Consider the following 26,032-nt stretch of genomic DNA (forward strand, 5'->3'; position numbering starts at 1 on the left):
CATGGCAGAAAGTCACAATGGCCATATTTTGATTGTGGAAGATGAACCTAAATTAGGCCAACTGTTATTTGATTACCTGCAAGCGGCGAATTACCTCCCCACCTTATTAAGTCGTGGCGATGAGGTTATTCCTTATGTGCAAAATAACCATACTGACCTGATATTATTGGATTTAATGCTACCCGGCTTAGATGGGTTATCGGTTTGCCGTGAATTACGCAAATTCAGTGATGTGCCTATCGTGATGGTGACGGCGAAAACAGAGGAAATAGACCGATTATTAGGGCTAGAAATTGGTGCTGATGACTATATTTGCAAACCCTTTAGCCCACGGGAAGTGGTTGCTCGAGTTAAAACCATTTTGCGCCGTTGCCAAGTTGCCATGGCGCCCTCTCAATCCAATAATTCAACACAACTGATTATTGACGAAAATGCGTTCCAAGTGCGTTATGGGCCAAAATTGCTTGAGCTCACCCCTGCTGAGTTTCGGTTGCTCAAGTTTCTTTCCGATAACTCAGGCACAGTGTTCTCCCGCGATCAGCTTCTCGACATTCTTTATGATGACCACCGGGTCGTCACAGACCGTACAATTGATAGCCACGTAAAAAACTTACGCCGCAAATTAGAGTCATTAGATAACGAAAAAACCTTTATTCGCTCAATTTATGGGTTAGGTTATCGCTGGGATGACGTTTAAATACTCAATAGACGTACTTTTATTAAGGGATATTTGGTTTTTGACGCAATTAGCGTTAAAATCACCGCCCTTAATACGCCATTTCCCCTGAAATGGTGCTGACTTGATATCAGATAGAGACAAACCATGTTTACACCAGAGCTTTTATCCCCTGCCGGTTCATTAAAAAATATGCGCTATGCCTTTGCCTATGGCGCCGATGCCGTCTATGCAGGGCAACCCCGTTACAGCCTACGCGTTCGTAATAACGAGTTTAACCACGAAAATCTCGCCAAGGGCATTCAAGAAGCCCATGAGCTGGGTAAGAAATTTTATGTGGTGGTAAATATCGCACCGCATAATGCCAAATTAAAAACCTTTATTCGTGACTTAACACCCGTTATCGAAATGGGCCCTGATGCACTGATTATGTCTGACCCCGGTCTGATTATGATGGTGCGCGAAGCCTTCCCTGATATGGATATTCATTTATCCGTTCAAGCAAATGCGGTTAACTGGGCATCGGTAAAATTCTGGAAACAAATGGGGCTGACCCGTGTAATTTTATCCCGCGAATTGTCTTTGGAAGAAATTGCGGAAATCCGCCAGCAAGTGCCCGATATGGAATTGGAAGTGTTCGTCCACGGTGCATTGTGCATGGCGTATTCAGGCCGTTGCCTGTTATCTGGCTACATTAATAAGCGTGACCCGAACCAAGGTACCTGCACCAACGCCTGCCGTTGGGAATACAAAGTGGAAGAAGGTAAAGAAGATGATGTAGGCAACATTGTTCATGTTCATGAACCTATCCCTGTACAAAACGTTGCCCCAACATTGGGTGCTGGCGCGCCAACGGATAAAGTGTTTATGATTGAGGAAGCCAAACGCCCGGGCGAATATATGACCGCGTTTGAAGATGAACACGGCACCTATATTATGAACTCTAAAGACCTTCGTGCCATTGAACATGTTGAAAACCTGACCAAAATGGGTGTTCATTCACTGAAGATCGAAGGCCGTACTAAATCTTTTTATTATTGTGCGCGTACTGCACAGGTTTATCGCCGTGCAATTGATGACGCCGTTGCAGGTAAACCGTTCGACCCAACGTTACTGTCTACCCTAGAAGGGTTAGCTCACCGTGGTTATACCGAAGGTTTCTTACGCCGCCATACTCACGATGCCTATCAAACCTACGAATACGGTTATTCTGTGTCAGATACCCAACAGTTTGTTGGCGAATTTACAGGTAAACGCGTCAATGGCCTTGCGGAAGTGGATGTAAAAAATAAATTTAGCGTGGGCGATAGCTTAGAAATGATGACACCTGCGGGCAATATCGTGTTTACCCTCGATGCCTTAACGAACCGCAAAGGTGAAGCTATCGATGTCGCACCGGGTAATGGGTATATAGTGTACCTGCCTATTCCTGACGATGTTGATGTCAACTTTGGTTTATTGATCCGTAACCTTGCAGGGGCAACAACGCGCGATCCGCACCAATCTCAGTCAGAAAACCACATTGCAAGCTAACATTCAGCGATAATTTTCGATAAAAACACACAATTATCTAGCCAAAAATTCGTAATCTAATCATTTGAATTTTTGGCTTTTTTATGGGTAATCGATAAGCCAGTTTCACTTTAAATGCCATTTCGCATTTGAGAATCATTCTCGTTATTGACATTTTCTTTGAAAAGTGCACTTAATATCCAATTTTATGCAACAGATCACATCAATTGGTTATTCAATATCGTATAGTCACTATCGAAAACGAAGAACTAGAAAGTCATAAAATAAGACTAGGAACCACCTCCTTGGCTGGCTCAATCTCCCTTGAGCTAGCCATTTCTTTTATCTAAATTCCCTCTATCTACTTTACTTTCAATGAATTAAGACAGCTAACGTAACATTATTGATGATTTTCAATAATGCTACGCCTATAAATTCGTTACCACCATGCATGAAAGTGATGAACAGGCCCAATACCTTGTCCCACTTCCAAACTGTCCGCTTGTTCTAATGCCGCTTGTAAATAGGCTTTTGCCTCACTCACAGTCGATTGCCAGTCAAGATGGCGAGGGCGTAATGCCGCTAATGCCGCAGACAACGTGCACCCCGTACCGTGTGTATTTTTCGTGTTAATGCGCACAGAGGTAAAGCGCCATTCCCCTTGTGGTGTTATGAGCCAGTCAGGGCTTTGTGCATCCGTTAAGTGCCCCCCTTTCATCAGAACCGCTTGGCAGCCCTTTTCTAGGAGTTTATAGCCTTGAGCTAACATTTCACCTTCTGTTTGCGCCATGTTCTCATCTAACAATGCCGCCGCTTCCGGTAAATTTGGGGTGATTAATGAAACTAGCGGTAATAATTGCTGACGCAATGCATCAACCGCATCAGGTAACAATAAAGGATCGCCACTTTTTGCAACCATCACTGTATCTAATACAACAAACGGGATCGGGTACTGTTTCAATGCGTTCGCCACAACCTCGACATTGGCTTGGTTAAATAACATGCCTATTTTCGCGCTATCAATGCGCACATCACTGAGAACCGAGTCCAGCTGCGCTGCCACGAACTGTGCAGGTAAATCCTGAACAGATTGCACGCCACGGGTATTTTGCGCCACCAATGCTGTCATCACGCTGGTTCCATAAGCCCCAAGCGCCGAAAAAGTTTTTAAGTCCGCTTGGACACCCGCCCCACCTGATGGGTCTGTTCCGGCAATGGTTAACGCGTTGATCCGCATGAGTGGCACCCCTTTTTGATTAGAAAATACGTCAATATCATCCGTTTAAAATAGACTTTAAACCAAACAATAAAACCGCTTCGATTGTCTCATAACATTTAACAAATACCAGCGGTTACTGAATGAATTTTAATGACTTAGTGAATTAAAACCGTCATTTTCTATTGAAAGGGTTAACTTGTCTTATAAATACACATTGGGTAAATGAATATTATCAACACCACGCTCACGCAACTGAGCCGCAAATGCCTCTACGTCAGTTTGAGTGGCGGCTGGCCAATTTGCCGCGTCATTTTTAACGCCATGCTGCTGAAATGCGTTAATTTTTATTCGTGTTGCCGATGGCAATGAAGTGAGGAATTCTGCCAGCGCATCAATATGATCGTGATAGTCAGTTTGCTGTGGAATATACAATAAGCGCAATTCGTATAATTTCCCTGCATTTGCTAATAATTGAATTGTTTCAAAAACACGCTGGTTATCTTTCCCCGTTAACCGTAATGCGCATTCATCGCTCCAGGCCTTTAAATCAATCATTACGCCATCAGTGTAATCTATCACCCGCGCCCACCCCGCTTTTGCAAGGTGACCGTTACTATCAATAAAACACGTTAAATGATTCAGTGTGGATGATGCTTTAATGGCTTTAAACAAATCAACAATAAAGGGAAGCTGAGTTGTCGCTTCCCCACCGCTTATCGTCACGCCATTTAAAAACATCACGTTTTTATTCAAGCTACTGATGGCCTCGCTCACACTCAGCGACGTTGTCATAGGGCTTGAGTTTTTTGTACAGGTTTGCAGGCACGTATCACAAAGCTGGCAAGCCACAGTGTCCCAAATGACTTTGCCATCCACCATAGATAGCCCCCCGTGAGGACAGGTAACCACACAGTCCCCACAGTCATCGCACAACGCCATGGTGTATGGGTTATGGCAATTCAAGCAACGCAAATTGCAGCCTTGCAAGAAAATCACGTGCCGGTTCCCCGGCCCATCAACGCAAGAGAACGGAATAATTTTATTCAGCGTAGCGCATCGATTGCTCATGGCTAATCACTCGTTGTTGCCGTGCGGTAATTTTGCAATTTTTTGTCGCTTCTTCCCCTAACCACGTGGTATTACTTCTCGACCCTTCCGCCTTGAATTTTTCAATATCGGATAAACGCACCATGTACCCCGTGACACGCACTAAATCGTTGCTGGCCACATTTGCGGTAAATTCACGCATCCCACAGCTAAATGCCCCTTTACACAGTTGCAAAAGCGCTTGCGGGTTTTGCTTAATGGTTTCATCGATGGTTAAGATGTCGCTGATCCCAGATAAGTAGTGTTTATGATGCGGTGCGACAGCTTGAATATGTGAAACGGGGTCTGGCTCTTCCCCATAAGGCAGACGAGCCCCTGGTGTAGTGCCAATATCTGAACTGATCCCTGACTGGGCATGTAACATCGCCCGCTGTTTATAACCATATTTAACAGGGGTTGCTTCAACATAATCCGCCAGTTGTTCACTGATTTGATAAGATAACGGCAAGGCTGGGGAGTTCGGTTCATAGTGGCCTTTCACCCCATCTTTTTCCATTAACAGATTGACAGCTTCTGCTAAACCAAAAATACCAAACATTGGCGCAAAACGCTGTGGCTCAATCAACCCTTCATGTACAAGGAAGCTGGTTTGAAAGAAGTTAGACTCTTCAAATAAAAACGCGCTGCGCGTTTCAATAAGCTCCATTTGTAAATCACAATACTTTTTCAGTTGATTTTGCAGGAAGTCATCTGAGTTTTGGCTGCGTAAAGCCACTTCACGTAAATTGATCCGCACCAATGTGCTACCACCACCCGCCACAGGCAAGGAATTATAGCAACTCACAATACCATACCCCTGCTCATCAAATGCAGCACTGTGCACAAGGTCATTGGCGATATGCGGCTTACTGCATTCGCATATATTTTCGATAGCTTGTAAGAAAAGCGACTCAGGCGTTCTTTGTGGGTGATAAACAAATGTTAGGTTTGGAGCAACCTGCTTCAATTCTGCATCAATACGCAAGATCAGGCGGCAAATGATATTATCATCAGGCCCAATGTTGGCGTGCATAAACGCATCAGGTAAAGTACGGTCTAACATCACCCAGAAACGTTTTAACTTCGGATAAAGCTGTTCCTCCGTAAATTCGCCCACATAAGGCATTAAGATTTTATCGAGATACCCAAGGAAAACGGGGAAACCTGTGACGGAAGGGACATGATTGTAAATAATCATCAAATGATTCAGTGCATCGTCAAAATCTTCCGCAGGCGCCAATTCTAAGTAAGTTGACCCCTGTTTAAGAAACTTCGCGTAATCAGGTAATACATAGCGTGGCTTATATGGCGCATTCCCTTCATACATGTCGCAAATAACGCGCTCATCTAGCGCTTCAGCTAAAGGTTCACTCATTGATAGATAAGGGATGTGGCTTTCTGCCTCGATGGCTAAAAAATTTGCTTTTTGTCTGGGAGATAATAATTTATCCGTGGCGATGGCCAAACATTTGGCTTGATAATCGGTTAAAGGTTCTTGGCGCTTCATCATAGGAGATTCCTTATTTTCTGGGTGCTGTAGCACACCTTTGGCGGTCAATACGCCGTCTATAAGCTCATTTCATCCCATTGTGCGTCTTCGTTATTTGATGCCCGTCATACTTTTCTGTATTGTTTGCAGGGTTTTTCTCATAAATGTCTACCTAGTCAATATTATTACTAATAATTACGTAAAATCTTGAAATTACAATTCATTAGCAACACAAAAAATGTGTTAAAAATCATTTTCCCTTATGAATTACTGATGTAATTCACGCATAAAAACTGCTCTGTGCGGCACAAAAAATAGCGTTAAATCACCCCATTAAATTTTTTAGGAAAGTTATACGCCAAAATGACGTGAAACTAGGCTAAAATAGCCTCTATCAATAATTGTAATTTGAACATTTTTTACCTGTATAAAATCTGTTATGACAGTCTTATTTAATTATTCCTCTTAACTATCGAATAAATACTGTCATCTTTGGCGTATCTTAATTAAAATAATTCAGCTCATAATTATTATAAAAATGCTAATCTGATAATCATTAGCGAGCTAATTATCATTTATATCAGCGATAAAGAACTGGATCTTCAATGAGAGTTTATAAAAAGAGACAATGGGTCATCGGTGCCTCAATATTACTGGGCGCTTCCCTTAGCATGTCAACACCTGCACTTGCACAAGACCAATCAACCAATCTTTGGGACACCTTCAAAGGAAATGTGAGTTCCACTTGGGATTCCGATCAGTACGAGTTGTATGTTCCAGCTGTCACATGGCACAACCGTGCAATGTACGACAAAAAGAAAACGGATGAGTACAATGAGCGCCCTTGGGGGATTGGCTTTGGCAAATACCGTTATGATGAAGATAATGACTGGCACGCAATTTATGCGATGGCATTCAAAGATTCACATAACGATTGGGAGCCAATTGGCGGTTATGCCTACCAAAAAATGTGGATCCCCGGGGACCTTGATGGTTTTCGAATGGGAGCGGGTTTCACATTGAGTGTCACTGCACGTAAAGACATGTACTACATTCCAATCCCTGCGCCACTTCCTTTAGTTTCGGTCGAATATGATAGGCTTTCACTTCAAGCAACATATATCCCTGGAACCTACAATAACGGAAACGTGCTGTTTGCCTGGTTACGTTGGCAGTGGTAAAAACCCTGTGATACAAAAAAGGCCAGAGATTTTATCTACTGGCCTTTTTTTAACGTTTAATTCTAGCTTTGTTGGCGTTTCGCGACATCTTGCTTCTTCGCACCAGAGAATTGATAGCCAATCCACAGCACACCAATCCATACCGGGATCATCAGAACAGAAACGCGTAACCCGTCCATCGTTAAAATAATCCCCAGAATTAACAATAAGAAAGCTAAGCACAGGTAGTTACCAAATGGATACCAGATACTCTTAAACTTGGTTGCTACACCTTGTTTATTCATTGCCGCTCTGAATTTCAAGTTTGAAACGCAAATCATAATCCAGTTCAATACTAATGTGGTGACGACTAAAGACATTAATAATTCAAATGCCTTTCCTTCCATCACAAAGCTAATCAGTATCCCGCCTGATGTTGCAATACCTGAAACCAGCAATGCCATGATTGGCACGCCACCTTTATTCACTTTGGATAAAAACTTTGGTGCGTTATTTTGTTGTGCCAAGCCAAATAACATGCGGCTTGTTGCGTAAGCGCCACTGTTATAGACAGAAAGTGCCGCAACCAAAATCACAAAGTTTAAGGTGTTCGCAACCAGCAAATCGCCTAATTCATGGAAAATCAAGACAAATGGGCTTGTTTTGCCGTCGAGATCAACCCACGGGTAAAGCGCCAACAAGACAGCAAGTGAACCGATATAGAAAATGAGAATACGGTAAACGACTTGGTTGATGGCTTTTGGAATGCTTTTTTCAGGATCTTCCGCTTCAGCCGCCGTGATCCCCACCAGCTCTAAACCACCAAACGAGAACATGATAATGGCCAGCGCCATCAGAAGGCCATGGAAGTCCTTCGCAAAAAAGCCACCATATTCCCACAAGTTACTGACTTTAGCCTGTGGCCCACCATGACCACTTAGCAGGAGGTAACAACCAAAGATGATCATACCGACAACGGCAATCACTTTAATTAATGCAAACCAGAATTCAGTTTCACCGTAAGAACGAACATTAATCAAGTTTACTGCATTCACAGCGATAAAAAATATGACTGCGGATACCCAAATTGGTAGCTCTGGCCACCAATGCTGCATGTATTTCCCAGCGGCAGTTAATTCTGTCATGCCGACAAGGATAAACATAAACCAGTAGTTCCAGCCCGATAAAAAGCCTGCAAAACCACCCCAGTATTTAAAAGCAAAATGACTAAAAGAACCCGCAACAGGCTCTTGTACAATCATCTCGCCCAATTGACGCATAATCAGAAAGGCGATAACGCCACACAATGCATAACCTAACAGAACAGATGGCCCTGCCATTTGTATCGTTGTTGCAATCCCGAGGAACAAACCTGTACCAACAGCGCCCCCCAATGCAATCAACTGGATATGCCTATTTTTCAATCCCCGCTTTAGCATTTGCTGCTCTTGCGCCATAACTTTACCCTTTCGTCCTATTACTTGCTTTTTATCGTCCAAAATTATAATAATCGGACAAGTTTATTTGAATTTTCTTATTAAAACCACATTCTTATGATGCTGTTTTTGCATTTTAAATGCCCAAGGGCATTTTTTATTTGTTGCTTTTATTTATTCGTACATTACGCATTGATACTGAATAATTATTATCGCGCTTCAATATCAAGTATTGTGCATTAAAAAGCAAATTCAAAATGGTAACAAGTCGGTTACACGGCAAATTCCAAAAATAAAATTATCACCTCCCTGATCGCAAACACTATCCATAGCAAGCAAGTACAGAAACAGGCAAACAAGTAAAACGCTAATTGTGATAACAATGATACGACCTAACACCTGGCATTCCTTCAAAATAACAAAGATGATTTTTATTTTTCAAATGATTACAATACTTATGCCCTGTCATTTTATGACCGTGCATTTTAATTGCATTACAGGTAAATTTTCGAATAGTGAATAGTACGCCAATCATTTACGTGAAATTTGAGGAAAATAAGCAATTGGCTCACCTTTACAATAATTGAGCTTATTTTAAGCGCTATCCTTCGTTAACTTATTCTGTTTGTGCTTTTTTTATTCAAAAAACAGTGAATATCGCACAACCAGCCTTTGTCATGGGGAAATGAAGTTGTGTATACTTCAGCTACCGTAAAACAAGAAATAATTTGAGATGCCACAAGATAACCACTTAGCACTTGTCTATGCGTTGAGTAAATGGATAGAAGAACATCTGGGTCGAGTCATACATCTGGAAGAGCTCGCAGCCTACTCAGGCTACTCACTTTGGCATATGCAAAAAATATTCAAAGAAGTCACTGGGATTTCCTTGGGAAAATACATTCGCCAGCGCCGTTTAGCTGGCGCCGTTAATTTATTACGCAATAGTAACCAAACTATCTTCGACATTGCCCTCGATTTTGGTTTTGGTTCTCAATCTCACTTTACCTATATGTTCCGTAAGGAGTATGGCATTACGCCATTCGATTTTAGGCAAAATGACCAAATTCAGCTTGATGTCAAAGAGCCGCTACATTTAACCCGAGAGTATGAGTGAAGATGTGTTAATCACATTAATACCTTGAATTTTTTAATTAATGTTCTAACACATTGTCATTTCAACCCATCATCATCCTTAATATTTTTGAACAGTCGCTGAAATTACGCGCTGTTCAAGGCCATTTTTTATCCTTCACCTCTTTATTTATACTCACTTAGATAATTTACATTCCGAATAATTAGAGTAAGGTACTGTGGTAATGTATTAATTTCAGGAGGCAGTGGATGTCTATCAAACTGGTTGCTATTGATTTAGATGGCACATTACTCAATCCCCAACATCAAATATCCCCAGCTGTTAAAGATGCCGTCATACAAGCCAGTCAAAAAGGGGTTTATGTCGTACTCGCATCAGGGCGCCCTTTTTCAGGGATTGCTCCTTACCTAAAAGAGTTAGGTCTCGATACTGCTAATAATTATTGTATTAGTAACAATGGCAGTGTTATCCACCAAGCAAGCGATGGCAGTCATTTAGTAGAAGTGCCGTTAGATTTTGATGATTTTCAGTATTTTGAAGAATTAGCTCGGAATGTGGGAATTCACATGCATGCCCTTGCAGATAACACGATGTTTACCGCTAATCGTCATATTAGCCACTACACCGTAATGGATGCTTATCTCACCAATACGCCGCTGGTATACTGCCCTGTCAATGAAATGGACAATTCTCTCGCATTCACAAAATTTATGATGATTGACCACCCTGAAACATTGGAAACGGGTATCAGTTATATTCCTGAAAATGTTTTCGACAACTATGCCTTAACCAGAACCAGCCCTTATTTTCTTGAAGTATCCAATAAGGCAGCCAATAAAGGTGCGGCACTTCAGATTATCTGTGAAAAATTAGGTCTGACTCCTGATAAAGTCATGAGCATTGGCGACCAAAATAATGATATCCAAATGCTGCAATATGCCAGTGTTTCTGTCGCGATGGGAAATGCGGTAGAGCCTATACGTAAGATGGCGAAATTTGTCACCCGTACAAATGAAGAAGATGGTGTCGCTATCGCCATTAATAAGTTTGTTAATGTGTAATTCGTCAGTCAACCAGAAAACAGCCCATGTACGTGAGCTGTTTTCACACACTATCTAACCTGTTTTTGTCTGGTTGCAAGAAAACAAATAATTGAACCGACAGTAACCATCAAGACGCCTTGCCAGAAGCCCAACGTTAATGCTGTGCTTAATAAAACGGAAGCGAATGCCGTTGAAATAACAGGGGTGAAATAGGATAGCGTGCCCAAAAAAGCAACATTGCCTTTGATGACCGCAAACGTCCACAAGGCATTCGCCCCTCCCGTCGCAATAGCCGCAATAAGTAATAACGTCAGGCTATTTGGCGTAATGTTAAATTCACTAGGCGCACTAAATAAATAGAGAATCCACAACCCTATTGCCGTCATAATAAAAAAGAGCACCATTCCATTGTGCCCACCAGAGATTCGTTTCGTTACATTGCTATAAAATGACCAAAAAATTGCGCCGATAAAGGCGAGAAAATAACAAAGTGGGTTACTTTGAATATTGGCTAAAATAGAGTCAGTAGAAAGTGGCTGGTCGCCTGAAATAACCCAGACAAGCCCCATAAATGCAAGAATTAACCCTATAGCAAGTAATACGGTAAAACGCTGACGATTAAAAAATACGGCTAAAGCGATAGTAAAACTTGGCCATAAATAATTCACCATTCCAAGCTCAATCGCTTGCTGACGATTATTGGCCAAACCGAGTGCAAGTACAAAACAGATTTCATAACTGACGAACAGCAGTGTTCCCCATAACAAATAGCGTTTAGGGTATTGTTTTATCTTTGGAAGGCCCATTGCTAAAACTAAAACAATTGAACCAATGGTATACACTAATGCAGCACCGCCTACAGGACCGAAATTCTCACTAACACTACGGATCAGCCCAACCATAGTGCTCCACAATAGGATAGAAATCACCCCATACAGTGTCGCAGCGTATTGACCTAGTTTCATTATTTTCTCTGCCAGTTAATTTCAAAAATACACCTAATAAGCAATACTATTATTCTTTTAAAAAACCTTATAGCTCAATACATTGGAATGCAAGTACTTTTCTTTCAACATAAAAAAATTCCTAGGTATTAACCTAAGAATTTTATGATTAAATATTTTTTTGATTACCGGGAGCTTTCTTTTTCAACCCATTTCTCAACTTGCTCTTTTTCCCAAATCCCTTCTTCAAATTGTTTTTTCAATTCAGGGTGTTGGTTAATATCAAATGTGGGAACTTTTCCTGCCGCTAATTGTTGGTTGTAATCTTTGGCTAATTTGAATGCGATCCCCGATAATAAAAGTATTGCAATAAGGTTCGTCACAGCCATTAATCCCATAGACAAGTCAGCTAGCTTCCATATAAATGGCATTTCAGCCAAGGCGCCAAACATTACCATGCCAAGTGCCGCTAAACGGAAGATAAACAAGCCCGCCGTATGGTTATTTTCTAAAAGAATCATTTCAAAATAGATTTTATTAATTTATATCAACATCATAAATAAAAATTAAACTTAATTTATTGTCATAATGTACACCACTATGTACACATTTAGATTGACATAGTGTGATGGCGTATGATTGTTTGTGACTGTGTAACCTGAGGAAGATAACCGCGCTTCTTAGGGTATTAACTCCTTGATGTTTCATTTTCAATATAAACCCGACCAATATTGATATCCAGCTCTAGCCTAACTGTTTAAAATTCGCCCCACACTTAATCGGGGGATTTATGAACAAAACTCAGCTTATTTTACTAGCACTCAATTGCATCAACGAAAACAGAGAGCCATCCCACACTGAGCAATCACGCATTTATGTTTTCTATAAAACAGAGACTGAAAGCGTGGATATTTCTGTAAATACATTTATACTTTCGCTAACACAAGTAGTTGATAAATCAGAAGTAAAAATACAAAAAAGAGAGCCTATATTCGATTTTCTTAAAGTGCACATCAATAATGCAGCTATTAAATCAGCAGGAAGGAAGCGTGATGTCAAATAAAACGGTAGGCGAGTTCATTAAAGCGGTGCGGTTAGCTAGAAATATTTCAACAGATGAAATGGCTGGATCACTGACTATTTCCGAAGATGAATATATTCAATGTGAAAACGGTATTAACTCTCTGTATGTAGACGATTTACTGTCAATAGCAAAACTACTCGACGTAGAAGTGAGTAGCTTGCTATCTTTGCATCGTTCTTAATTGCCGCATAATTGCGGCTTATTGTTTTTCTACCTGTTCCGCAGCTTCCTGCTCTGCCCTTTCCGCTTCTTCAGCAATACGTTTAGCTTCTTCTTGCGCTAATCGTTCTGCTTCTATCTTAGCGAGTCTCTCTGCTTCAGCTTGCTTTTTATTGTAGATGGAGTTAGGTGGCATTTCGACACGCATGTCTATCCAGCGCGATTCAGGTACGTCACAAGGTTCGTAGTTTTCGAAGTAAACAGGCACACCTTCTTCATCAAAGTGCTTAATGCGCTTGTTCTGGAAACGTTCTGGCATATCTGCGTTCTGTTGGTGGAAAACAAAAATTTCAATATCGCCATCTGGTCTCACCTCGTAATCAATGAGAACCATGTTTTTACCATTATGGTCTTGCGGAATAACAAAGCCGTTATTGATACCCCATGCACCATCCGCATTAAAGCCCACAACACCTTTAATGCGGTAATGGCCAACACCAAGGTGTTCCATTTCAACACCTTCAGATTCGTCGTTTAACTCAAAGTCATCAGAGAATAGTTTCACAATCGGGGATGCTGCTTTTAAGTTTCCGTTTGAGTCTTTGGTTGTATTTTTTGTTGTGTATGCTGTTATTATCTGAGTCCAGTTCGAATTCATCATCCCGTATGTGAATAAATCACCTGCCGAGCTTACACCCACAATCCCCGCCCCTTCCGTCGTGGACCATTTTTGTAGTGTCATGAAGTTGTACCGATTTGGAATTGGAGCAGACTTCGTGCCGCCCCATGCGTAGAAGCCATTTGCTTTACTATCTAATAAATTTGGTGTGAACTGCACATCATTAGCAAGACCGCTATCAATGTTAATAGCTTTACTACCAATGCCAAAATCACCCGCTCTTAAAGCGATAGCTGAAGTATCGCCGGTATCAATAACTACCCTGCCCCCTTTGCCTACCTGAAGCCTCAGCTCATTCACATCATCGAGATTGCCAACATAAACTGCGCTTGCGCCTGAACTCATAACTTGTTTATTTGCACCGCTCAATCGATTTGATTCTAATCTCTGTATATTCAATGTCCCTGACAATACCCCACCCGCTTTATCAAGCTTCCCATCTAGCAACTTATCCTTTTCATTTTCAGTGCGTAATTTAACTTTCTGGCCATTTGGCAGCTCAAACTCAAGGGTGCCTGTACCTGTCATCAACTCAGAGAAAATATCAGTGAATATCTCGCTAGCAATGACTTGTGCTGTCGCTTTATTAACTCCGTCAGAAATAGAGTCAATCATTGTTGTTAGAATTCTATATTTAACATTCGTCAGTTTTTCTGACACGGGAAAGCCCAGCGTTAAAGCCGTGTTACTTTCAATTGAATCAATGCAGTTGATGATTAGAGTTGCCCCATTTTCAATCAACACAATTTGTCCGACTGATACTAGTGTGCTGTTATCTTTCCAGCGTGTGCTTGTCCCTGTTATTTTTGGACTATTGGCTGCGGTGCTGACGGTACCGATATTATACATAGGATTGATTCTCCGAAATTTGGACGTAAAAAAACCGCAATTAAGCGGCCTAGTTGTAATTTAATAACTTTTTAGAAATTAAAAGTAATCATCTCGATTTAAAACTATGGTGTCGCACTCAGAATAAAACTCATTGCCAGACCCTGTTTTGTGCGTACCACTCAAAAAGTAAGATCCTCTAGCAATGCTCACTCGACCACCTTGCATTTTTAGCCCACCATGCCAACATCGAGCATTACCCGTTGACCCTGTGAAAAATACACCATAACGCGCAAGCGGCACTAGTGGCCTTTCGTACACTTTAGATTCATTTCTTCCTATATGAATAGTACCAGGAGCTTTGATTGGTGGGTAATGGTTCGTGATAACTGGCTGTCCGAGTTTATTAAATAAAAACAAACCTTTATCACCACTTTTCAAAGGTGGAGTAAACCCACTCTGAATGATGATAATGTCCATTTGGACTACATTGCCATTTGTTGTCACTCGATTTGTAACATGGTCATACTCAACGACTGCGCTGGAATGATCCCAATATGCAAGAACTAATTGAGAATTACGGTTAGGTAGGTTACTGGGCAATGTTAGCGCGTTAGTTACCACCCCGCTAAATGACCAGACAATAAACCCGAGCTGGGTATTGCTAGTTATTGCAGTAAAATCAGTTGCCCCCCTAATATAAACTCCCCAGCCTGAATGAGCCCCCTCATTATGCGTTTCAAATACATGTAATCTAGCCGCTGGATCTGTATAACCCTGATAATCATTCTTATAAAAATAAGATGTCCTCAACCCTATATTTATTTTGTTACCTGACACCGTTATGTTTTCGATGACGATATGGTTAAACCAATCCCTATCATCACGCCATACGTTTGTCGCTTGAAACGGAACCGCTATCAAATTGGTATTGGGGGATTTTTCAGTGATTGTCACTTCATGGGAATAAGTCCATGTTCCTAGTGGGGATCTTGGTACATCGATAGTCCTTAAATAATTAAAACTCCGTGTACCGGAAAGCCCATAGGGATTTTTCAAACCAATCTTATTAAACATACAAACGTCATACGCCAAAATTCCCCCCTTTCCAGTTACCAATGAACAATTGCAAATTTCCATCTTTGTCATACATCGAGATTTCATTATTTTTTTGGATCATCGAACCTGCATTATCAGACCCGTAAATTTCGACTATCCCATTCACCATATCTATCCTTGAGCCGACCCGCTTAACTGGATCATAGTTTTTAGAGCGTAAATCACTCCCAACAATAATTTTTTCAATTATGGCCTTGTTGATAAACGCTTCATTGATAAACACCTGTCCGTTTTCGACAAAGAAAACAGGCTCTAACTTGCCACTTGCTGGATTGAAAATACCAAACGTATCCGCACTGAAACCAATTTGAGTGACCACCTTGCCGTTTTTGACTGTAGCACCGATCATCATTTGTGCTTCATAGTACTGACCATTGAGCATAACCGCTGATTTGATGCTAAATACCGATGATGCATTTCCCTTATGGTCAACGGAGGTCTCGGCGCGTCGTTCAATTGCCGCCTTGGTATCCTTGATTTCAGATTGAATTGTCTCGTTAGTGCTGGCCTGAGCTTTTTCATTATCTGAAATCGCTTTTTCAATACGAGTAAAGCGAGCATTGCTTTGTTCATACTGCGCATTTAGCTGTAAGAACTTTTCAGCATGGGCTTTTTCATTGGTCGCAATCAACTTATTGGTCTCAATGATGCTAGCCTTAATTACCCTTGCATCATTGCCTTGCTTCATATTTTGCACAGCAAGCTGTAAGAGCGTTTCCGCTTGGGAAGACTCTTTGTCTGCTTCTGTTTTCTGCATATGAGCAATATCAGCTTCGTTACCCTCAAAGCGACTGCTTGTTTTCTCCTCGTTTTCTGCAACGGTTTTATTGGTATCAGCTATCGCATTGGTGTTTTTAGTCACCGCTGAACTGACGTCAGAAAGGTCTTTACCTTGCTTATCAATGACCTTTCCTTGTTCATCGATTTGTTGGCCTTTCTCATCAATGTTTTTCTGTAACTCCGCACGGGTTTGCTCTGTGTGCTGGGTTTGAGCCTTGTCTTTTTCAGCGATTGACTCTGTAACGCGAACAAATGCCGCTTCCGTTTCGTCATATTGCGCAGAGACTTTTTCTTCTAATACCGCCTGAGCCTTTTCGTTATCTGCAATCGTTTTTTCATTACGCTGAACCTGCGCTTTGATTTTACGATTGTCATTACGTGCCTTGCTGACTTCAGCAGTAGTTTGAGAAATTGCCTCAGCCTGTGACGATTCCTGATCCGCTTGCGTTTTGCGCACTTGTGCAAAGTTAGCTTGCATTTCATCATAGATACTCTGTTGATTTTCTTGCGTTTCTGTTGCCGTTTTTTCTAAATCAGCAATAGCCGTTTTTTGAGAATCAACAACACTACTCACATCCGACAGCTCGCGCCCCTGTTTATCAATATCCCCCTTCAGTTGTTCATCACCCGCTTTAATATCAGCGGTAAGCTGCTCTCGGGTTTGGGCGAGTGCCTTGTCTTGTTCAACCTGAACCTTTTTTATTTCAGTGATATTTGCTGCAGTATCATCAATATGCGCTTTAAGCTGAACACCCGTTTCCGCTATCGCTTTGTCAGCTGTCGCAATCGCTTTTTCATTCCGTAAAACGCTGGCTTCAGAGGTCCGTAAACGGTCAGTCATTTTGCTAAAGCTAGCAATAGTCTGCATTGCGGTTTCGGCTTGTGCGATTTCCTTGTTGGTATTTGCAATTTCCATGCGGGTGATCGCACCGTAAATATCGCCAAATTCTGCAATTGTTGTTTGCTTGAACTCGGCCTGTGCTTTCTCCAGTGTCGCAGTAGTTTTCTCAACAGTTGTGATACGCCCTTTGGCTGCATCAACTTCTGCTGTTACTTGGTCTATTTTTTCCGCTGAAGCTTTCTCATACGTGGCTTGCGCTTGTTTAACTTCTAAAATTGATGATGTATTAGAGGCTATTGTTGCGCTCGTTTGAGTCTGCCAAAGTGCCGCGGCTTCTCTATCAGCAACTTGCACTTGCTTGATTTCAAAGATTTCCGCTTTACGATCTTTAACTTCCTCATTCAACTTAAAGTTTACGCGTGTTGTATACTGCACATTCTGCAGGACAGCTTCACCCACAATTTCAACGTTCGTATTGAGTTGAAAAACTTTGTTATCAAGTTCAATTGTCTTGCTATCAACATCAACGATGTCATGTTTGATATTGACTTGCTCTTCTTCAATATCCTCAATTCGAGATTCCATTCGCTGGCCAGCTTCATTGCTGAGGAAGTTTTCACCCGCAACAGTCAGTATCCCTTCAACATCTGCCGAAGACTCACCTAACGCCAGCCCTGTCCATTCTGACTGGTTACCACTTTTATCCACCAGCCTTGCACGAAAATAGAACCGTACGCCCGCTTTAAGACCAGACATGCGATAAGATTTCAGGGGATAAGGTACATCTGCCAGCAGCTGCATAGAATCAGCGGTGTTTTCGGTGGAATACTGTAGCTCTGTTTTAAGAGAATCGCTGGTATTTACATCAAAGCCCCAATCCAACGTAATACCCCAAACCTCTGAGGTCGCACGTAGGTTAAGCGGCTTCGGTGGATTGCCTTCTTTACCGTTGAGCTGAGTTTCTTCCGCACTGGCCCACACGCTGGAAATTTCAGACGCATTAATCGCCCGTACGCGAACTTGATAACGGCCCACATAAATACCATTGACCTCAAAACCCAGTGTCGACGTACGTGGAGCATTTATCCAGTTACCATTATCACGGCGCCATTCAGCTTCATACGCAATCGCACTCTCAGCGGCTTCCCAGTCGACCCTTAGCGTTGTAAATGCAATGCCTTGGTCTACTTGAGAATAGGAAGAAATACGCACGTTTTTAGGTGCTGGCTGCACATTGGGTGGGATAACCGTAATTGGCCGTTCATCAATACGCGCCCCTGAATCAATGTGGTCATAATTGTCAGGGTTATGAATGGTACCGTTAATAGTGTAGGTATTATCACCATTGTCGCTGATGTTAATGACCCGATATAACTGGACAGCTAAGTCGTCAGAGTCCACGACCCACACGGCTTCTTTTTGTGGTACTTGTGAATATTCAACAGAAACCGTCACCGCTTTTTTATTCACCGTCGTGACCGTTCGCCCCTCAGAGCCCCCGCTTGGTAAATTCACAATTAAGCGATCACCCGCTTTAATTGAGGTCGTTCTGTCGAGGGTAATTTTACGGCCTTCGACTGATGAAATACGGCCCCCCGTATTTCGACCCGCAAGTGATAAATCAGCAACAGCAATAATATGACCAGGAGAAGGTATTGCCCCCTCTAAGCCTGTCGCAAAGGAAATCATACGGTCATTGGCATTGGTTAATAATGCCCAGCGCCCACGACGATTAGCTTCACTTCGACGGGTACACCCAATAGCCGATAGCTCTAATTTGCGAACACCATAGCGCCGCTGAAGCTTTAAGTCTGCAATAGGCTCTACATCATCATTGCTGTGGTTATCAATATTAGTAAAAGAAACCAAGGCCTGAGTATAGCGATTCTGAATACTACCGCCTGAATATGACGGCTTACCACCGACGATATTCGCATTGGTGAATGTACGGAAAATAGTCGCTGGCATATCAGCGATAGCATTCACTTTATTGTCCGCCCAGAACGTCATGCCGCGGAAAATGGCCGCGATATCGCGTAATACTTGATAAGCTGATTCTTGCGATTGAATATACACATCACACAAGAAACGAGGCTCTTTGTCGTCACCACCACGCCCATCAGGGACTAGCTCATCACAATACTGTGCGATTTTATATAAGTCCCACTTTTCAACTTGTGAAGCTTTAATGCGGTCACCGCAACCGTAACGGTTGTTTAAAACTAAGTCATAAAACACCCATGCTGGGTTATTCGTTGCAGCTAATTTAAAGGTGCCATCCCATACCCCTGAATAGGTTCGGTTAATTGGGTCGTAATTCGTTGGCACCTTGACCAGCATCCCGCCTTTTGGACGGACACTGATTTTAGGGATACGGTTATTAAATTGGCGAGCATTAAAAGTGATAAATAACAGCGCTGTATGAGGGTAACGTAATTTTGCATCAATCACTTCAGCAACCGCAGCAATGTTAACTCTATCTGCTACTCGTGCATTGTTTTGATTTTTCGTTAAGCGACGAACGCGAACTTGCCACCCGGTATTTGCTTTGGGTAAATCAATGCGATGAGTGCGTTGATATTCACTGGTTGTTTTGCCATCAAATGCAGATTTAACCGCTTCTTTATAACCTGCACCATCGGTAGAAAGCTCTGTCACATAATCAACACGGTACCCGGTTGTGTCTCCGTTATCATGCTGCCGCATAAATTGTGGAACAGCCAAGCGAATACGTAGCGCTGATAACTGTAAGTTATTGATAGTTCTAACGTACGGTTGGTCATCTTTAAGTTCCATTCCGACATTAAACTCATTATCAACAGAAGGGATACCTTGAATATATTCTTGGTGTTCAGTGCCGGCACGAAACTCCCATGTTACGCCTTCGAAATTTTTAGAGCCGTCCGCATTCGCTATCGGCGTATCATCAAGAAAAATACGTGTATCATCAAGCCCACCTGCGATTTCACCCTCTGATAACGCCAACAATATTTTTGCAGTAGATTCTGATAATAAACTGTCTTTTTGCTCTACGGGTGTCCGAGGTTTGGAACTACCACCTTTAGCGCCTTGAATTCTCATATTTCACCCATAAAAAAGCGGCAATTAAGCCGCTATAGAAAATAGATAGTTGATGTAAGTTTATTGCTGATCTTCGGTGTATATTCCTGCTGAAATAATGGCGCCACCGATTTCGCGTCGGTCTAGTCCATAAAATAACGGCACAGGGTTACCTTGTGCTGTGGTATTCACTGCCCCACCGAATGCATAAGAAGGTTTATTATCTGCATCTTGCCGCATCGAAAGACCAGGAGGTTGAGGTGACAGCATTTGAATAACGCCACCCAAAGCGACTGCGGCACCACCCAGCGCTAAACCTCCACCCCACGTGCCCCATGTGCCGAATGCAGCCCAGCCTGAAGGACCAATAAGCATAGCTGCACCTATCATTGCCACACCTAACATGGTCTGAAAAAATCCACCTCGCTTGCTACCTTTAATCACCGGTGCGATGCGAATATCTTCGCAGGTATCAAGATGCAGCTCATCCTCAGCAATATTGCGCTTACCTTTAAATACGGCAAATTCCAGTCCTTTAAGATGTGCGTTCGCAAGAAATTGCTCAAATCCATCATAAAGTACTGATAATGCTTTTATGGCTTCACGAGGGGAATCAATCGCTAGTTTATGCACTCGCCCAAACTGGGTTCCGAGTTGGCCATAAAGGCGTATCGTTTTAAGTTCAGTCATGCTAGCTCTTTCCTCCGAACCACTTTAACCGTCCGATCCCGCCAATAATCGCTGTAAGGAACAAGTCGACTCAGTTGGCCATATAGGTGATGAAGCAACATGCCGTCGGCTATTACCCCCGCATGGTTGGGAACATCGGCTTGCACTTGCATAATCACCATGTCACCTTCTTTAGGCTCGCCTGTCACATCAACAAAACCCGCCTTCAGGTAATTGTCCATGTACAAATTTTCGCCCTCTTCCCACCAGTGCCTATCGACGCTGTAGTTGTGCAGATCAATACCGTGTTTTTGTCGGTAGTAGTCCATAATTAAAGACCAGCAATCTGCATGACCAAGCACAAATGGACGCCCTTCTAATTCTCGCTCTGCTCGAGGCTGAATGAGTCGAATATCACCTTCTGGCCATGATGCGATAATCCACGGCAACCCCGTGGCATCACACTGTAACTTATCAATTTCAGAGGGTTGAGTCGTCACACCATCACCACAGTGACTATGCACAATCGCAATAGGATCCCCCCAATCTTCGGCAACCGCATAGTCTTCTGGAGAAAGTTCAAAATGTTCATTGGGGTTATCGGAAAGGTTACTGCAGGGGAAGTATTTTTTGACTCGGCTTTTTTGGCAAATAACACCACAGGCCTCTTTGGGATATTCCGCTTGTACATGCTGAAATATCGCCTCAGTTAGTTTCTTTGTGATCATCGTATTAATCCTGCTGCAGGGAACCCTCCAAAATCCAAGGGCTCATTCTCACCAAAGCGTTTTTTGCAATCATTAATAAGCCCACCGCATTTATCTAACGATGGGTCATCGACAGGCTCACCCCGTTCATTGAAGTACTTATTGCCAGTATAGGAACAACCATTACCACTACGGTAATCCCCTTTCATACACCAATAACACAGGTTATGTATCTGGCGAACGGGTATCATAATTCCCTGCAAATCAAATGGACTAGAAAGCTCAAACTCTACACCTTCACCCGCTACCTCATTTGTCTTTTGGTCAATGTAATAAACTTGAGAAAAAAACTCGCTAGGATTAGCGGTTGGGTTGCCGTCAGCAAAATTTTTTGCATCAAGATAGTGGCTGAACGTCTCATAAATAGTGACTTTCGCTTTTGCCATATCATCAAACTGTAAGCACAATGATGAAATTACACTATCCACATTTGAGACCTGCAATTTAGGCCGAGCCTGAGCCCCATCGCCACTTTTGGCCATGCCTTCAATTTTATAGGGCCACGCCCCATATTCATTGCCCTGCCACCAAATCGCCTTAGGTTTTAATTCATTCCCAGCCGATTCAATTTCAGTCGGGGTATGCCGTAGGTTATATCCATGAAAGCGCAGTATGGGCCCGTCAAACTCGCTGGCATCAACTTCAATGAGTCGAATTTTATTACCCGCTTCTAGCTTTTGAACGTCAGATGTAATATTCATGAACTAAAAGTCTCAACAAATGTTGCTGATACAGAATAGACACCAGCACCCAATGCCGATGTCTTATATGCCTCACAACGGAACAGCCCTTTTTCGCGCAATGGTGGAGTAAAGATAAACGCCTTATATCCCTCATGGCGATCAAAAAAGGCAACGATCTGTTTGATCATTGCCTCTTTACCTACAAACTCTAATTGTAAGTTATCAGAACGTGGGTTAATCCCATCGCCTGCCGTTTGTGTATACCCATCGCCGAACTGTGCTTTTTTTGTTCTGAATGTAGTATCACTTTGGGCGTTAACACGAGGGCACCATGTGAATATTTCTATCATGAGAATCCCCTTCTACGATTAATGAGTAGCCAAAGAGGCGTGCCTTCTCTTGATGCTTGTTCATTGACAGTAGTCACAATTTCGTTTTTGAGTTGCTGCCTAGCTCCGCTTACGTCACCCACTGGCTGTTGCTGCTCTTTAGTGCCATCGCTAATCAAGTTGATATCACCAACATCAATATTGATAGCGTTATTGGAAGTAATAGACGTAGTTCCATTTTGAACATTTTCTAAGCCAAGTACCCGCACGCCTAATGAACCATCAGAACCTCGAGCCAATGGCATGACAGCTTCAGGCCCTGCCTCCCCCATCAAGCCAGCACCTTTGGCAAAGGCAAATAAGGTAGGCGAGTTAACAATTTTCCCGCTGTAAGAACTTAAGCTAGGTGAATCATAAACACCACCTTTGGCATTCGGTATAATCGAACTCATGAAGCTGCCGAAACCACCACCAAAATAACCACCAGCCGCTTTCATTGTTTGAACAAGGGCCATGTTAGTGAGTACTTTCTGTACGCTTTTCAGTACATCTACTGACCAACTTTTCCAGTCAGCTTTGTTACCAATTAGCATATTAGAAATATTATCAACCATGCCGCCCATAGCGGATTGAGTTGCACTTGCCGCCTGACCTGCATAATTGGATGCATCATCCACCCAATTTTCAAGACCTGCTGTTACCCCTGCTCGCCAATCTGCTTCTGCTAACACGGCCTCTTTATACTTCTTGTTCAATGCATCGAGTGCATCTTGCCGCGCTTTTAAGGCTTCTGTACCACCATCTGTTTTACGGAATACGCGCTCAACCTGCTGTTTCTCTTCTTCAAGACCTCGACGGCGATCCCCCATGCCGACAGTGCTTCGTGCCAGAGCTGCATCGTCATTATATTTCTTAGATGCCTCTTTAAGGTCTTTTAAAGCATCGGTCATTTCACGCTGTTTGCGGACGGCTTCATCCGCTTTTTGTGTCCATTCCGCCAGCTGAACGGATGATGCTTGTATTGCTTTTCGCTGTTCATCCGTCCATTTAGCGCCCGTTTCATGACCGGCTGCATAGAGCGCTGCAGCTTTTTCTCCCTGTAATGCCCTAACTTTTTGAACCTCTGTTGCTACACTGAGGTCAGCCATTTTATCTTTATAGCGTTCAGTAATTCGGTCAGCCTCTTTTGTTAGCGCAATGCCTGATTTCAGCGACTTATTCATTTTTTCGCGGTCATCATAGGCTTTTAATTTGTCGTTAACATATTGTTTCTTGTGATCATCATTAGTAAATGTACTTTCTGCCTCCCAAAGGGCTCGCTGCTCAACCTGATCGCGCTGCTTCATACCAGCAAGAATACGCTCCTGCTCAGCACTCCATAGCATCTGCCTTTGGGTGTCATTTAATACTGGTCGATTACCCGTTAACATTGGCGCTTGGGTTAATAATTGGCGCGCTGAAAGAATTGAGTTACCAATAGACAAAATACGATTAAACTCAGATTCTTGAGCGATCTCTTTTGCCATCGCTGCTCGCTTCTGATTTTTCGCAGTATTACCAACTTCTATTTGTCGGTTTGCTTGCTCAGTTAGCCCATTAAGAACACTTAATGTTTTTTCACGCTCTTGCTCTAATGCTTTAAGGCGATCCTCTTCAACAGAAAGAGATTCCAATGCAGATTGGTAATTAATTAACGCCCCCTCTTTCGCTATTTCCGGCAAATCAGGGAAGTTTTTTTCAGCTATTTCTCTCATCGCATTAATGCTGGAATGTGTTCTTTGAACTAACTCAAGTTGCCTCTCAATTTCCTTTGTCTGAGCCTCAAGCGTTTCCTTAACTTTTTTTGACTCATCAGATGACTCAGAAAGCGACATGTTTTTTGTTCGCTCTGCAATACCATCGAGAGATTTAGCATATTCAAGAGATGTTTTATGGGCCTCTTTTTGCCTTTCATTGACGTAATACCATGCACCAGCAGTTAGCATTACCGCACCGGGTAGCCCTCCGACCAATGACAACACACCAGAAAGTCCACGACCTATTGTAGATGCAACTGATGTCATGCTATTCAGCGCTCGGCGTGATGCAGCCAGCTTAGTGTTAGCGGCAACTTCTTGATTGCTGAGGGCTATTAATGCTTTAGTGTTTTTCGCTAATTGAGCATCAAGAATAATCCGCTCTTTATCCGTCGCAGCTACCATTTTTTTAGCTATCAGTGATTGCCTTGAGTCAATTAATAGTTGGCGCTCATCCTTGATACGCATTTGGGTAACTTGAAGGCTACGGATTTGTTCATTTGTATGATTAACTTGCGACAAATAACCATTGATTGTTTCTTTGGCTAGATTTTTAGTGTTTAAGGTTAAGTTCCCTAGGTATCTAGATAATCCAACACCAATAATTAAACTACCAGCAAGTGCGACCTTGTCAAAATTATCACTTAATGTTGCTAAAATATAAGATATGGATTTTGTTGCCCCAGCCCCTCGATTTAACTCGCCAAAATAGCTTTTTGCTGAATTTGCTACTCGCATAAAGCCATCAGCAACTGTGTTATCCATAGAATCAGCAAGTTCATTATTTGCGTTTTTGGCATTTATCATGGCATCTGCAAATAACTTAAAGGAGATTTTACCTTCCGCTGCCAGTTTTTTAACTTGGCCTTGAGTGACTTTCATCCCACCATTGGTACGCTCTAACTCATTAGCGATATCCACCAGCACCGAAGGTGTGGCATTCATGATCGCTTTCCAGTTTTCACCTGCGACTTTACCTTCAATTGTGGCTTTATTTAAGGCATTAAGGGCTGACTCTGTTTTTTGGGCGCTAGTTGCATTAGCAGTAAATGCTGATGACATTGATTCAATATAATCAACCGTTTGAGTAGTATTATAATTGAGCTCTTTCATTGCTGAAGCCGTCCCAATATACAGATCTTGTGTTGTCTCTATGGCCTTACCATTGCGGTTACTGATAGTTAAAAACCGTTGTTGTATTTCATCGTACCTTTGCGCTGATCCCTCGACTGACTTAAGAGCCATAATTATACGGGCTGACATCTGCCCCCATTCATCAACTGTTGATATTGCGGCGGACGCTGAAAAAAAACCAATTAATGCACCTGCGCTCGCTTTTGCAGTCATGGCAACACTAGATAATTGAACATTGATTTCTGTTAAGGCTTTTTTTTGCTGAATTAGCTCATGTCTTAATTGGCGACTTCCATTCGCTGAATTTTTATAAAAATCATTGCTAATGCGAGAAGCCTTGCCAACTTCAGCCTGAAAGCTGCTTGAATTAGCAGATATTTTTAATATTAATTCGCGTAAAGTGGCCACGTAACCTCCTAAAATGAAAAAACCCCGCTTTCGCG

General features: G+C 42.4%; 21 protein-coding genes and 1 pseudogene. 7 read left to right on the forward strand and 15 right to left on the reverse strand.

The genetic code is table 11. The features are described 5' to 3' along the window. Position 1 precedes the first annotated feature (1 nt). Both baeR and trhP read left to right on the forward strand, forming a co-directional pair. Complete coding sequence (gene baeR, locus AC4IFT_RS09060) at positions 2-697, forward strand: envelope stress response regulator BaeR (protein WP_490730975.1); 696 nt, start codon at positions 2-4, stop codon at positions 695-697. 126 nt (positions 698-823) lie between these two features. Then, a complete protein-coding gene (gene trhP, locus AC4IFT_RS09065; RefSeq protein WP_490751143.1) occupies positions 824-2,209 on the forward strand; it encodes a prephenate-dependent tRNA uridine(34) hydroxylase TrhP in 1,386 nt (461 codons plus the stop codon). Between the two features lie 418 nt (positions 2,210-2,627). On the opposite strand, the gene thiD is transcribed toward trhP, so the two are convergent. The 3 genes from thiD to AC4IFT_RS09080 form a co-directional block, all read right to left on the reverse strand. Beyond that, complete coding sequence (thiD, locus tag AC4IFT_RS09070) at positions 2,628-3,425, reverse strand: bifunctional hydroxymethylpyrimidine kinase/phosphomethylpyrimidine kinase (RefSeq protein WP_490730979.1); 798 nt, start codon at positions 3,423-3,425, stop codon at positions 2,628-2,630. 183 nt (positions 3,426-3,608) lie between these two features. Further along, positions 3,609-4,475, reverse strand: a complete 867-nt coding sequence (locus AC4IFT_RS09075; RefSeq protein WP_490751144.1) for a YjjW family glycine radical enzyme activase — start codon at positions 4,473-4,475, stop codon at positions 3,609-3,611. Beyond that, a complete protein-coding gene (locus AC4IFT_RS09080; RefSeq protein ID WP_490730983.1) occupies positions 4,447-6,003 on the reverse strand; it encodes a YjjI family glycine radical enzyme in 1,557 nt (518 codons plus the stop codon). Before AC4IFT_RS09080 ends, AC4IFT_RS09075 begins: the two co-directional genes overlap by 29 nt. 584 nt (positions 6,004-6,587) lie before the next feature. On the opposite strand from AC4IFT_RS09080, the gene pagP reads away from it, so the two are divergent. Next, a complete protein-coding gene (gene pagP / locus AC4IFT_RS09085; protein WP_490730985.1) occupies positions 6,588-7,163 on the forward strand; it encodes a lipid IV(A) palmitoyltransferase PagP in 576 nt (191 codons plus the stop codon). A gap of 62 nt (positions 7,164-7,225) precedes the next feature. Here pagP and AC4IFT_RS09090 read toward each other — a convergent pair whose 3' ends face one another. Together AC4IFT_RS09090 and mgrB are read right to left on the reverse strand one after the other, a co-directional pair. Beyond that, positions 7,226-8,599, reverse strand: coding sequence for an amino acid permease (locus AC4IFT_RS09090; protein WP_206086483.1), 1,374 nt, complete (start codon positions 8,597-8,599; stop codon positions 7,226-7,228). A gap of 231 nt (positions 8,600-8,830) precedes the next feature. Then, complete coding sequence (gene mgrB / locus AC4IFT_RS09095) at positions 8,831-8,965, reverse strand: PhoP/PhoQ regulatory lipoprotein MgrB (RefSeq protein WP_490731485.1); 135 nt, start codon at positions 8,963-8,965, stop codon at positions 8,831-8,833. Positions 8,966-9,311: 346 nt separating this feature from the next. Between mgrB and AC4IFT_RS09100 the strand changes: the two genes are divergently transcribed. Both AC4IFT_RS09100 and yidA read left to right on the forward strand, forming a co-directional pair. Continuing rightward, on the forward strand, positions 9,312-9,695 hold the full coding sequence (locus AC4IFT_RS09100; RefSeq protein ID WP_490730987.1) for a helix-turn-helix domain-containing protein: 384 nt from the start codon (positions 9,312-9,314) through the stop codon (positions 9,693-9,695). 227 nt (positions 9,696-9,922) lie between these two features. Further along, positions 9,923-10,735 (forward strand): sugar-phosphatase, encoded by an 813-nt coding sequence (gene yidA / locus AC4IFT_RS09105; protein ID WP_490751145.1) that lies wholly within the window; start codon positions 9,923-9,925, stop codon positions 10,733-10,735. 50 nt (positions 10,736-10,785) lie between these two features. Here yidA and yddG read toward each other — a convergent pair whose 3' ends face one another. Both yddG and AC4IFT_RS09115 read right to left on the reverse strand, forming a co-directional pair. Beyond that, the gene (gene yddG, locus AC4IFT_RS09110) at positions 10,786-11,682 is read right to left on the reverse strand and encodes an aromatic amino acid DMT transporter YddG (protein WP_490730991.1); all 897 of its coding nucleotides are present in this window, start codon (positions 11,680-11,682) and stop codon (positions 10,786-10,788) included. A gap of 164 nt (positions 11,683-11,846) precedes the next feature. After that, positions 11,847-12,182: pseudogene (locus AC4IFT_RS09115) on the reverse strand (alanine:cation symporter family protein); the annotation flags it as partial. A 269-nt stretch (positions 12,183-12,451) separates the two neighbouring features. Here AC4IFT_RS09115 and AC4IFT_RS09120 point away from each other — a divergent pair. Then, positions 12,452-12,724, forward strand: a complete 273-nt coding sequence (locus tag AC4IFT_RS09120; RefSeq protein ID WP_490751146.1) for a hypothetical protein — start codon at positions 12,452-12,454, stop codon at positions 12,722-12,724. After that, positions 12,714-12,926 carry a helix-turn-helix domain-containing protein gene (locus tag AC4IFT_RS09125; protein WP_490751147.1) on the forward strand — a complete coding sequence of 71 codons (213 nt, stop codon included), beginning with the start codon at positions 12,714-12,716 and terminating at the stop codon, positions 12,924-12,926. Before AC4IFT_RS09120 ends, AC4IFT_RS09125 begins: the two co-directional genes overlap by 11 nt. An 18-nt stretch (positions 12,927-12,944) precedes the next feature. Here the strand turns inward: AC4IFT_RS09125 and AC4IFT_RS09130 are convergent, their stop codons facing one another. The 8 genes from AC4IFT_RS09130 to AC4IFT_RS09165 all read right to left on the reverse strand — a co-directional run bounded on the left by AC4IFT_RS09130 (position 12,945) and on the right by AC4IFT_RS09165 (position 25,997). Next, positions 12,945-14,432, reverse strand: coding sequence for a phage tail fiber protein (locus tag AC4IFT_RS09130; RefSeq protein ID WP_490751148.1), 1,488 nt, complete (start codon positions 14,430-14,432; stop codon positions 12,945-12,947). A 78-nt stretch (positions 14,433-14,510) separates the two neighbouring features. Continuing rightward, entirely contained in the window at positions 14,511-15,506 is a 996-nt protein-coding gene (locus tag AC4IFT_RS09135; protein ID WP_490751149.1) for a DUF6453 family protein, read from the reverse strand. Then, positions 15,496-20,232: a TipJ family phage tail tip protein gene (locus AC4IFT_RS09140; protein ID WP_490751150.1), complete on the reverse strand. Its 4,737-nt coding sequence runs from the start codon at positions 20,230-20,232 to the stop codon at positions 15,496-15,498. The genes AC4IFT_RS09135 and AC4IFT_RS09140 overlap by 11 nt, the downstream gene beginning before the upstream one ends. Before the next feature lie 60 nt (positions 20,233-20,292). Beyond that, entirely contained in the window at positions 20,293-20,901 is a 609-nt protein-coding gene (locus tag AC4IFT_RS09145; protein ID WP_490751151.1) for a tail assembly protein, read from the reverse strand. Further along, on the reverse strand, positions 20,898-21,608 hold the full coding sequence (locus AC4IFT_RS09150) for an NlpC/P60 family protein (RefSeq protein WP_490751152.1): 711 nt from the start codon (positions 21,606-21,608) through the stop codon (positions 20,898-20,900). The genes AC4IFT_RS09145 and AC4IFT_RS09150 overlap by 4 nt, the downstream gene beginning before the upstream one ends. Further along, the gene (locus tag AC4IFT_RS09155; RefSeq protein WP_490751153.1) at positions 21,605-22,348 is read right to left on the reverse strand and encodes a phage minor tail protein L; all 744 of its coding nucleotides are present in this window, start codon (positions 22,346-22,348) and stop codon (positions 21,605-21,607) included. The genes AC4IFT_RS09150 and AC4IFT_RS09155 overlap by 4 nt, the downstream gene beginning before the upstream one ends. After that, a complete protein-coding gene (locus tag AC4IFT_RS09160) occupies positions 22,345-22,680 on the reverse strand; it encodes a phage tail protein (protein ID WP_490751154.1) in 336 nt (111 codons plus the stop codon). Before AC4IFT_RS09160 ends, AC4IFT_RS09155 begins: the two co-directional genes overlap by 4 nt. After that, a complete protein-coding gene (locus tag AC4IFT_RS09165; RefSeq protein ID WP_490751156.1) occupies positions 22,677-25,997 on the reverse strand; it encodes a phage tail tape measure protein in 3,321 nt (1,106 codons plus the stop codon). Before AC4IFT_RS09165 ends, AC4IFT_RS09160 begins: the two co-directional genes overlap by 4 nt. Positions 25,998-26,032 lie beyond the last annotated feature (35 nt).

The organism is Providencia sp. UF-183, from assembly GCF_058246155.1.

What these genes read in the sequence shown, in the direction of transcription:
- yidA (WP_490751145.1), top strand. Translation starts at nt 9,923, where the DNA reads ATGTCTATCAAACTGGTTGCTATTGATTTAGATGGCACATTACTCAAT.
- AC4IFT_RS09140 (WP_490751150.1), bottom strand. Translation starts at nt 20,232, where the DNA reads ATGAGAATTCAAGGCGCTAAAGGTGGTAGTTCCAAACCTCGGACACCC.
- AC4IFT_RS09100 (WP_490730987.1), top strand. Translation starts at nt 9,312, where the DNA reads ATGCCACAAGATAACCACTTAGCACTTGTCTATGCGTTGAGTAAATGG.
- AC4IFT_RS09120 (WP_490751146.1), top strand. Translation starts at nt 12,452, where the DNA reads ATGAACAAAACTCAGCTTATTTTACTAGCACTCAATTGCATCAACGAA.
- AC4IFT_RS09155 (WP_490751153.1), bottom strand. Translation starts at nt 22,348, where the DNA reads ATGAATATTACATCTGACGTTCAAAAGCTAGAAGCGGGTAATAAAATT.
- pagP (WP_490730985.1), top strand. Translation starts at nt 6,588, where the DNA reads ATGAGAGTTTATAAAAAGAGACAATGGGTCATCGGTGCCTCAATATTA.
- AC4IFT_RS09130 (WP_490751148.1), bottom strand. Translation starts at nt 14,432, where the DNA reads ATGTATAATATCGGTACCGTCAGCACCGCAGCCAATAGTCCAAAAATA.
- AC4IFT_RS09145 (WP_490751151.1), bottom strand. Translation starts at nt 20,901, where the DNA reads ATGACTGAACTTAAAACGATACGCCTTTATGGCCAACTCGGAACCCAG.
- AC4IFT_RS09125 (WP_490751147.1), top strand. Translation starts at nt 12,714, where the DNA reads ATGTCAAATAAAACGGTAGGCGAGTTCATTAAAGCGGTGCGGTTAGCT.
- AC4IFT_RS09150 (WP_490751152.1), bottom strand. Translation starts at nt 21,608, where the DNA reads ATGATCACAAAGAAACTAACTGAGGCGATATTTCAGCATGTACAAGCG.
- AC4IFT_RS09080 (WP_490730983.1), bottom strand. Translation starts at nt 6,003, where the DNA reads ATGATGAAGCGCCAAGAACCTTTAACCGATTATCAAGCCAAATGTTTG.
- AC4IFT_RS09090 (WP_206086483.1), bottom strand. Translation starts at nt 8,599, where the DNA reads ATGGCGCAAGAGCAGCAAATGCTAAAGCGGGGATTGAAAAATAGGCAT.
- AC4IFT_RS09075 (WP_490751144.1), bottom strand. Translation starts at nt 4,475, where the DNA reads ATGAGCAATCGATGCGCTACGCTGAATAAAATTATTCCGTTCTCTTGC.
- yddG (WP_490730991.1), bottom strand. Translation starts at nt 11,682, where the DNA reads ATGAAACTAGGTCAATACGCTGCGACACTGTATGGGGTGATTTCTATC.
- baeR (WP_490730975.1), top strand. Translation starts at nt 2, where the DNA reads ATGGCAGAAAGTCACAATGGCCATATTTTGATTGTGGAAGATGAACCT.
- AC4IFT_RS09160 (WP_490751154.1), bottom strand. Translation starts at nt 22,680, where the DNA reads ATGATAGAAATATTCACATGGTGCCCTCGTGTTAACGCCCAAAGTGAT.
- thiD (WP_490730979.1), bottom strand. Translation starts at nt 3,425, where the DNA reads ATGCGGATCAACGCGTTAACCATTGCCGGAACAGACCCATCAGGTGGG.
- trhP (WP_490751143.1), top strand. Translation starts at nt 824, where the DNA reads ATGTTTACACCAGAGCTTTTATCCCCTGCCGGTTCATTAAAAAATATG.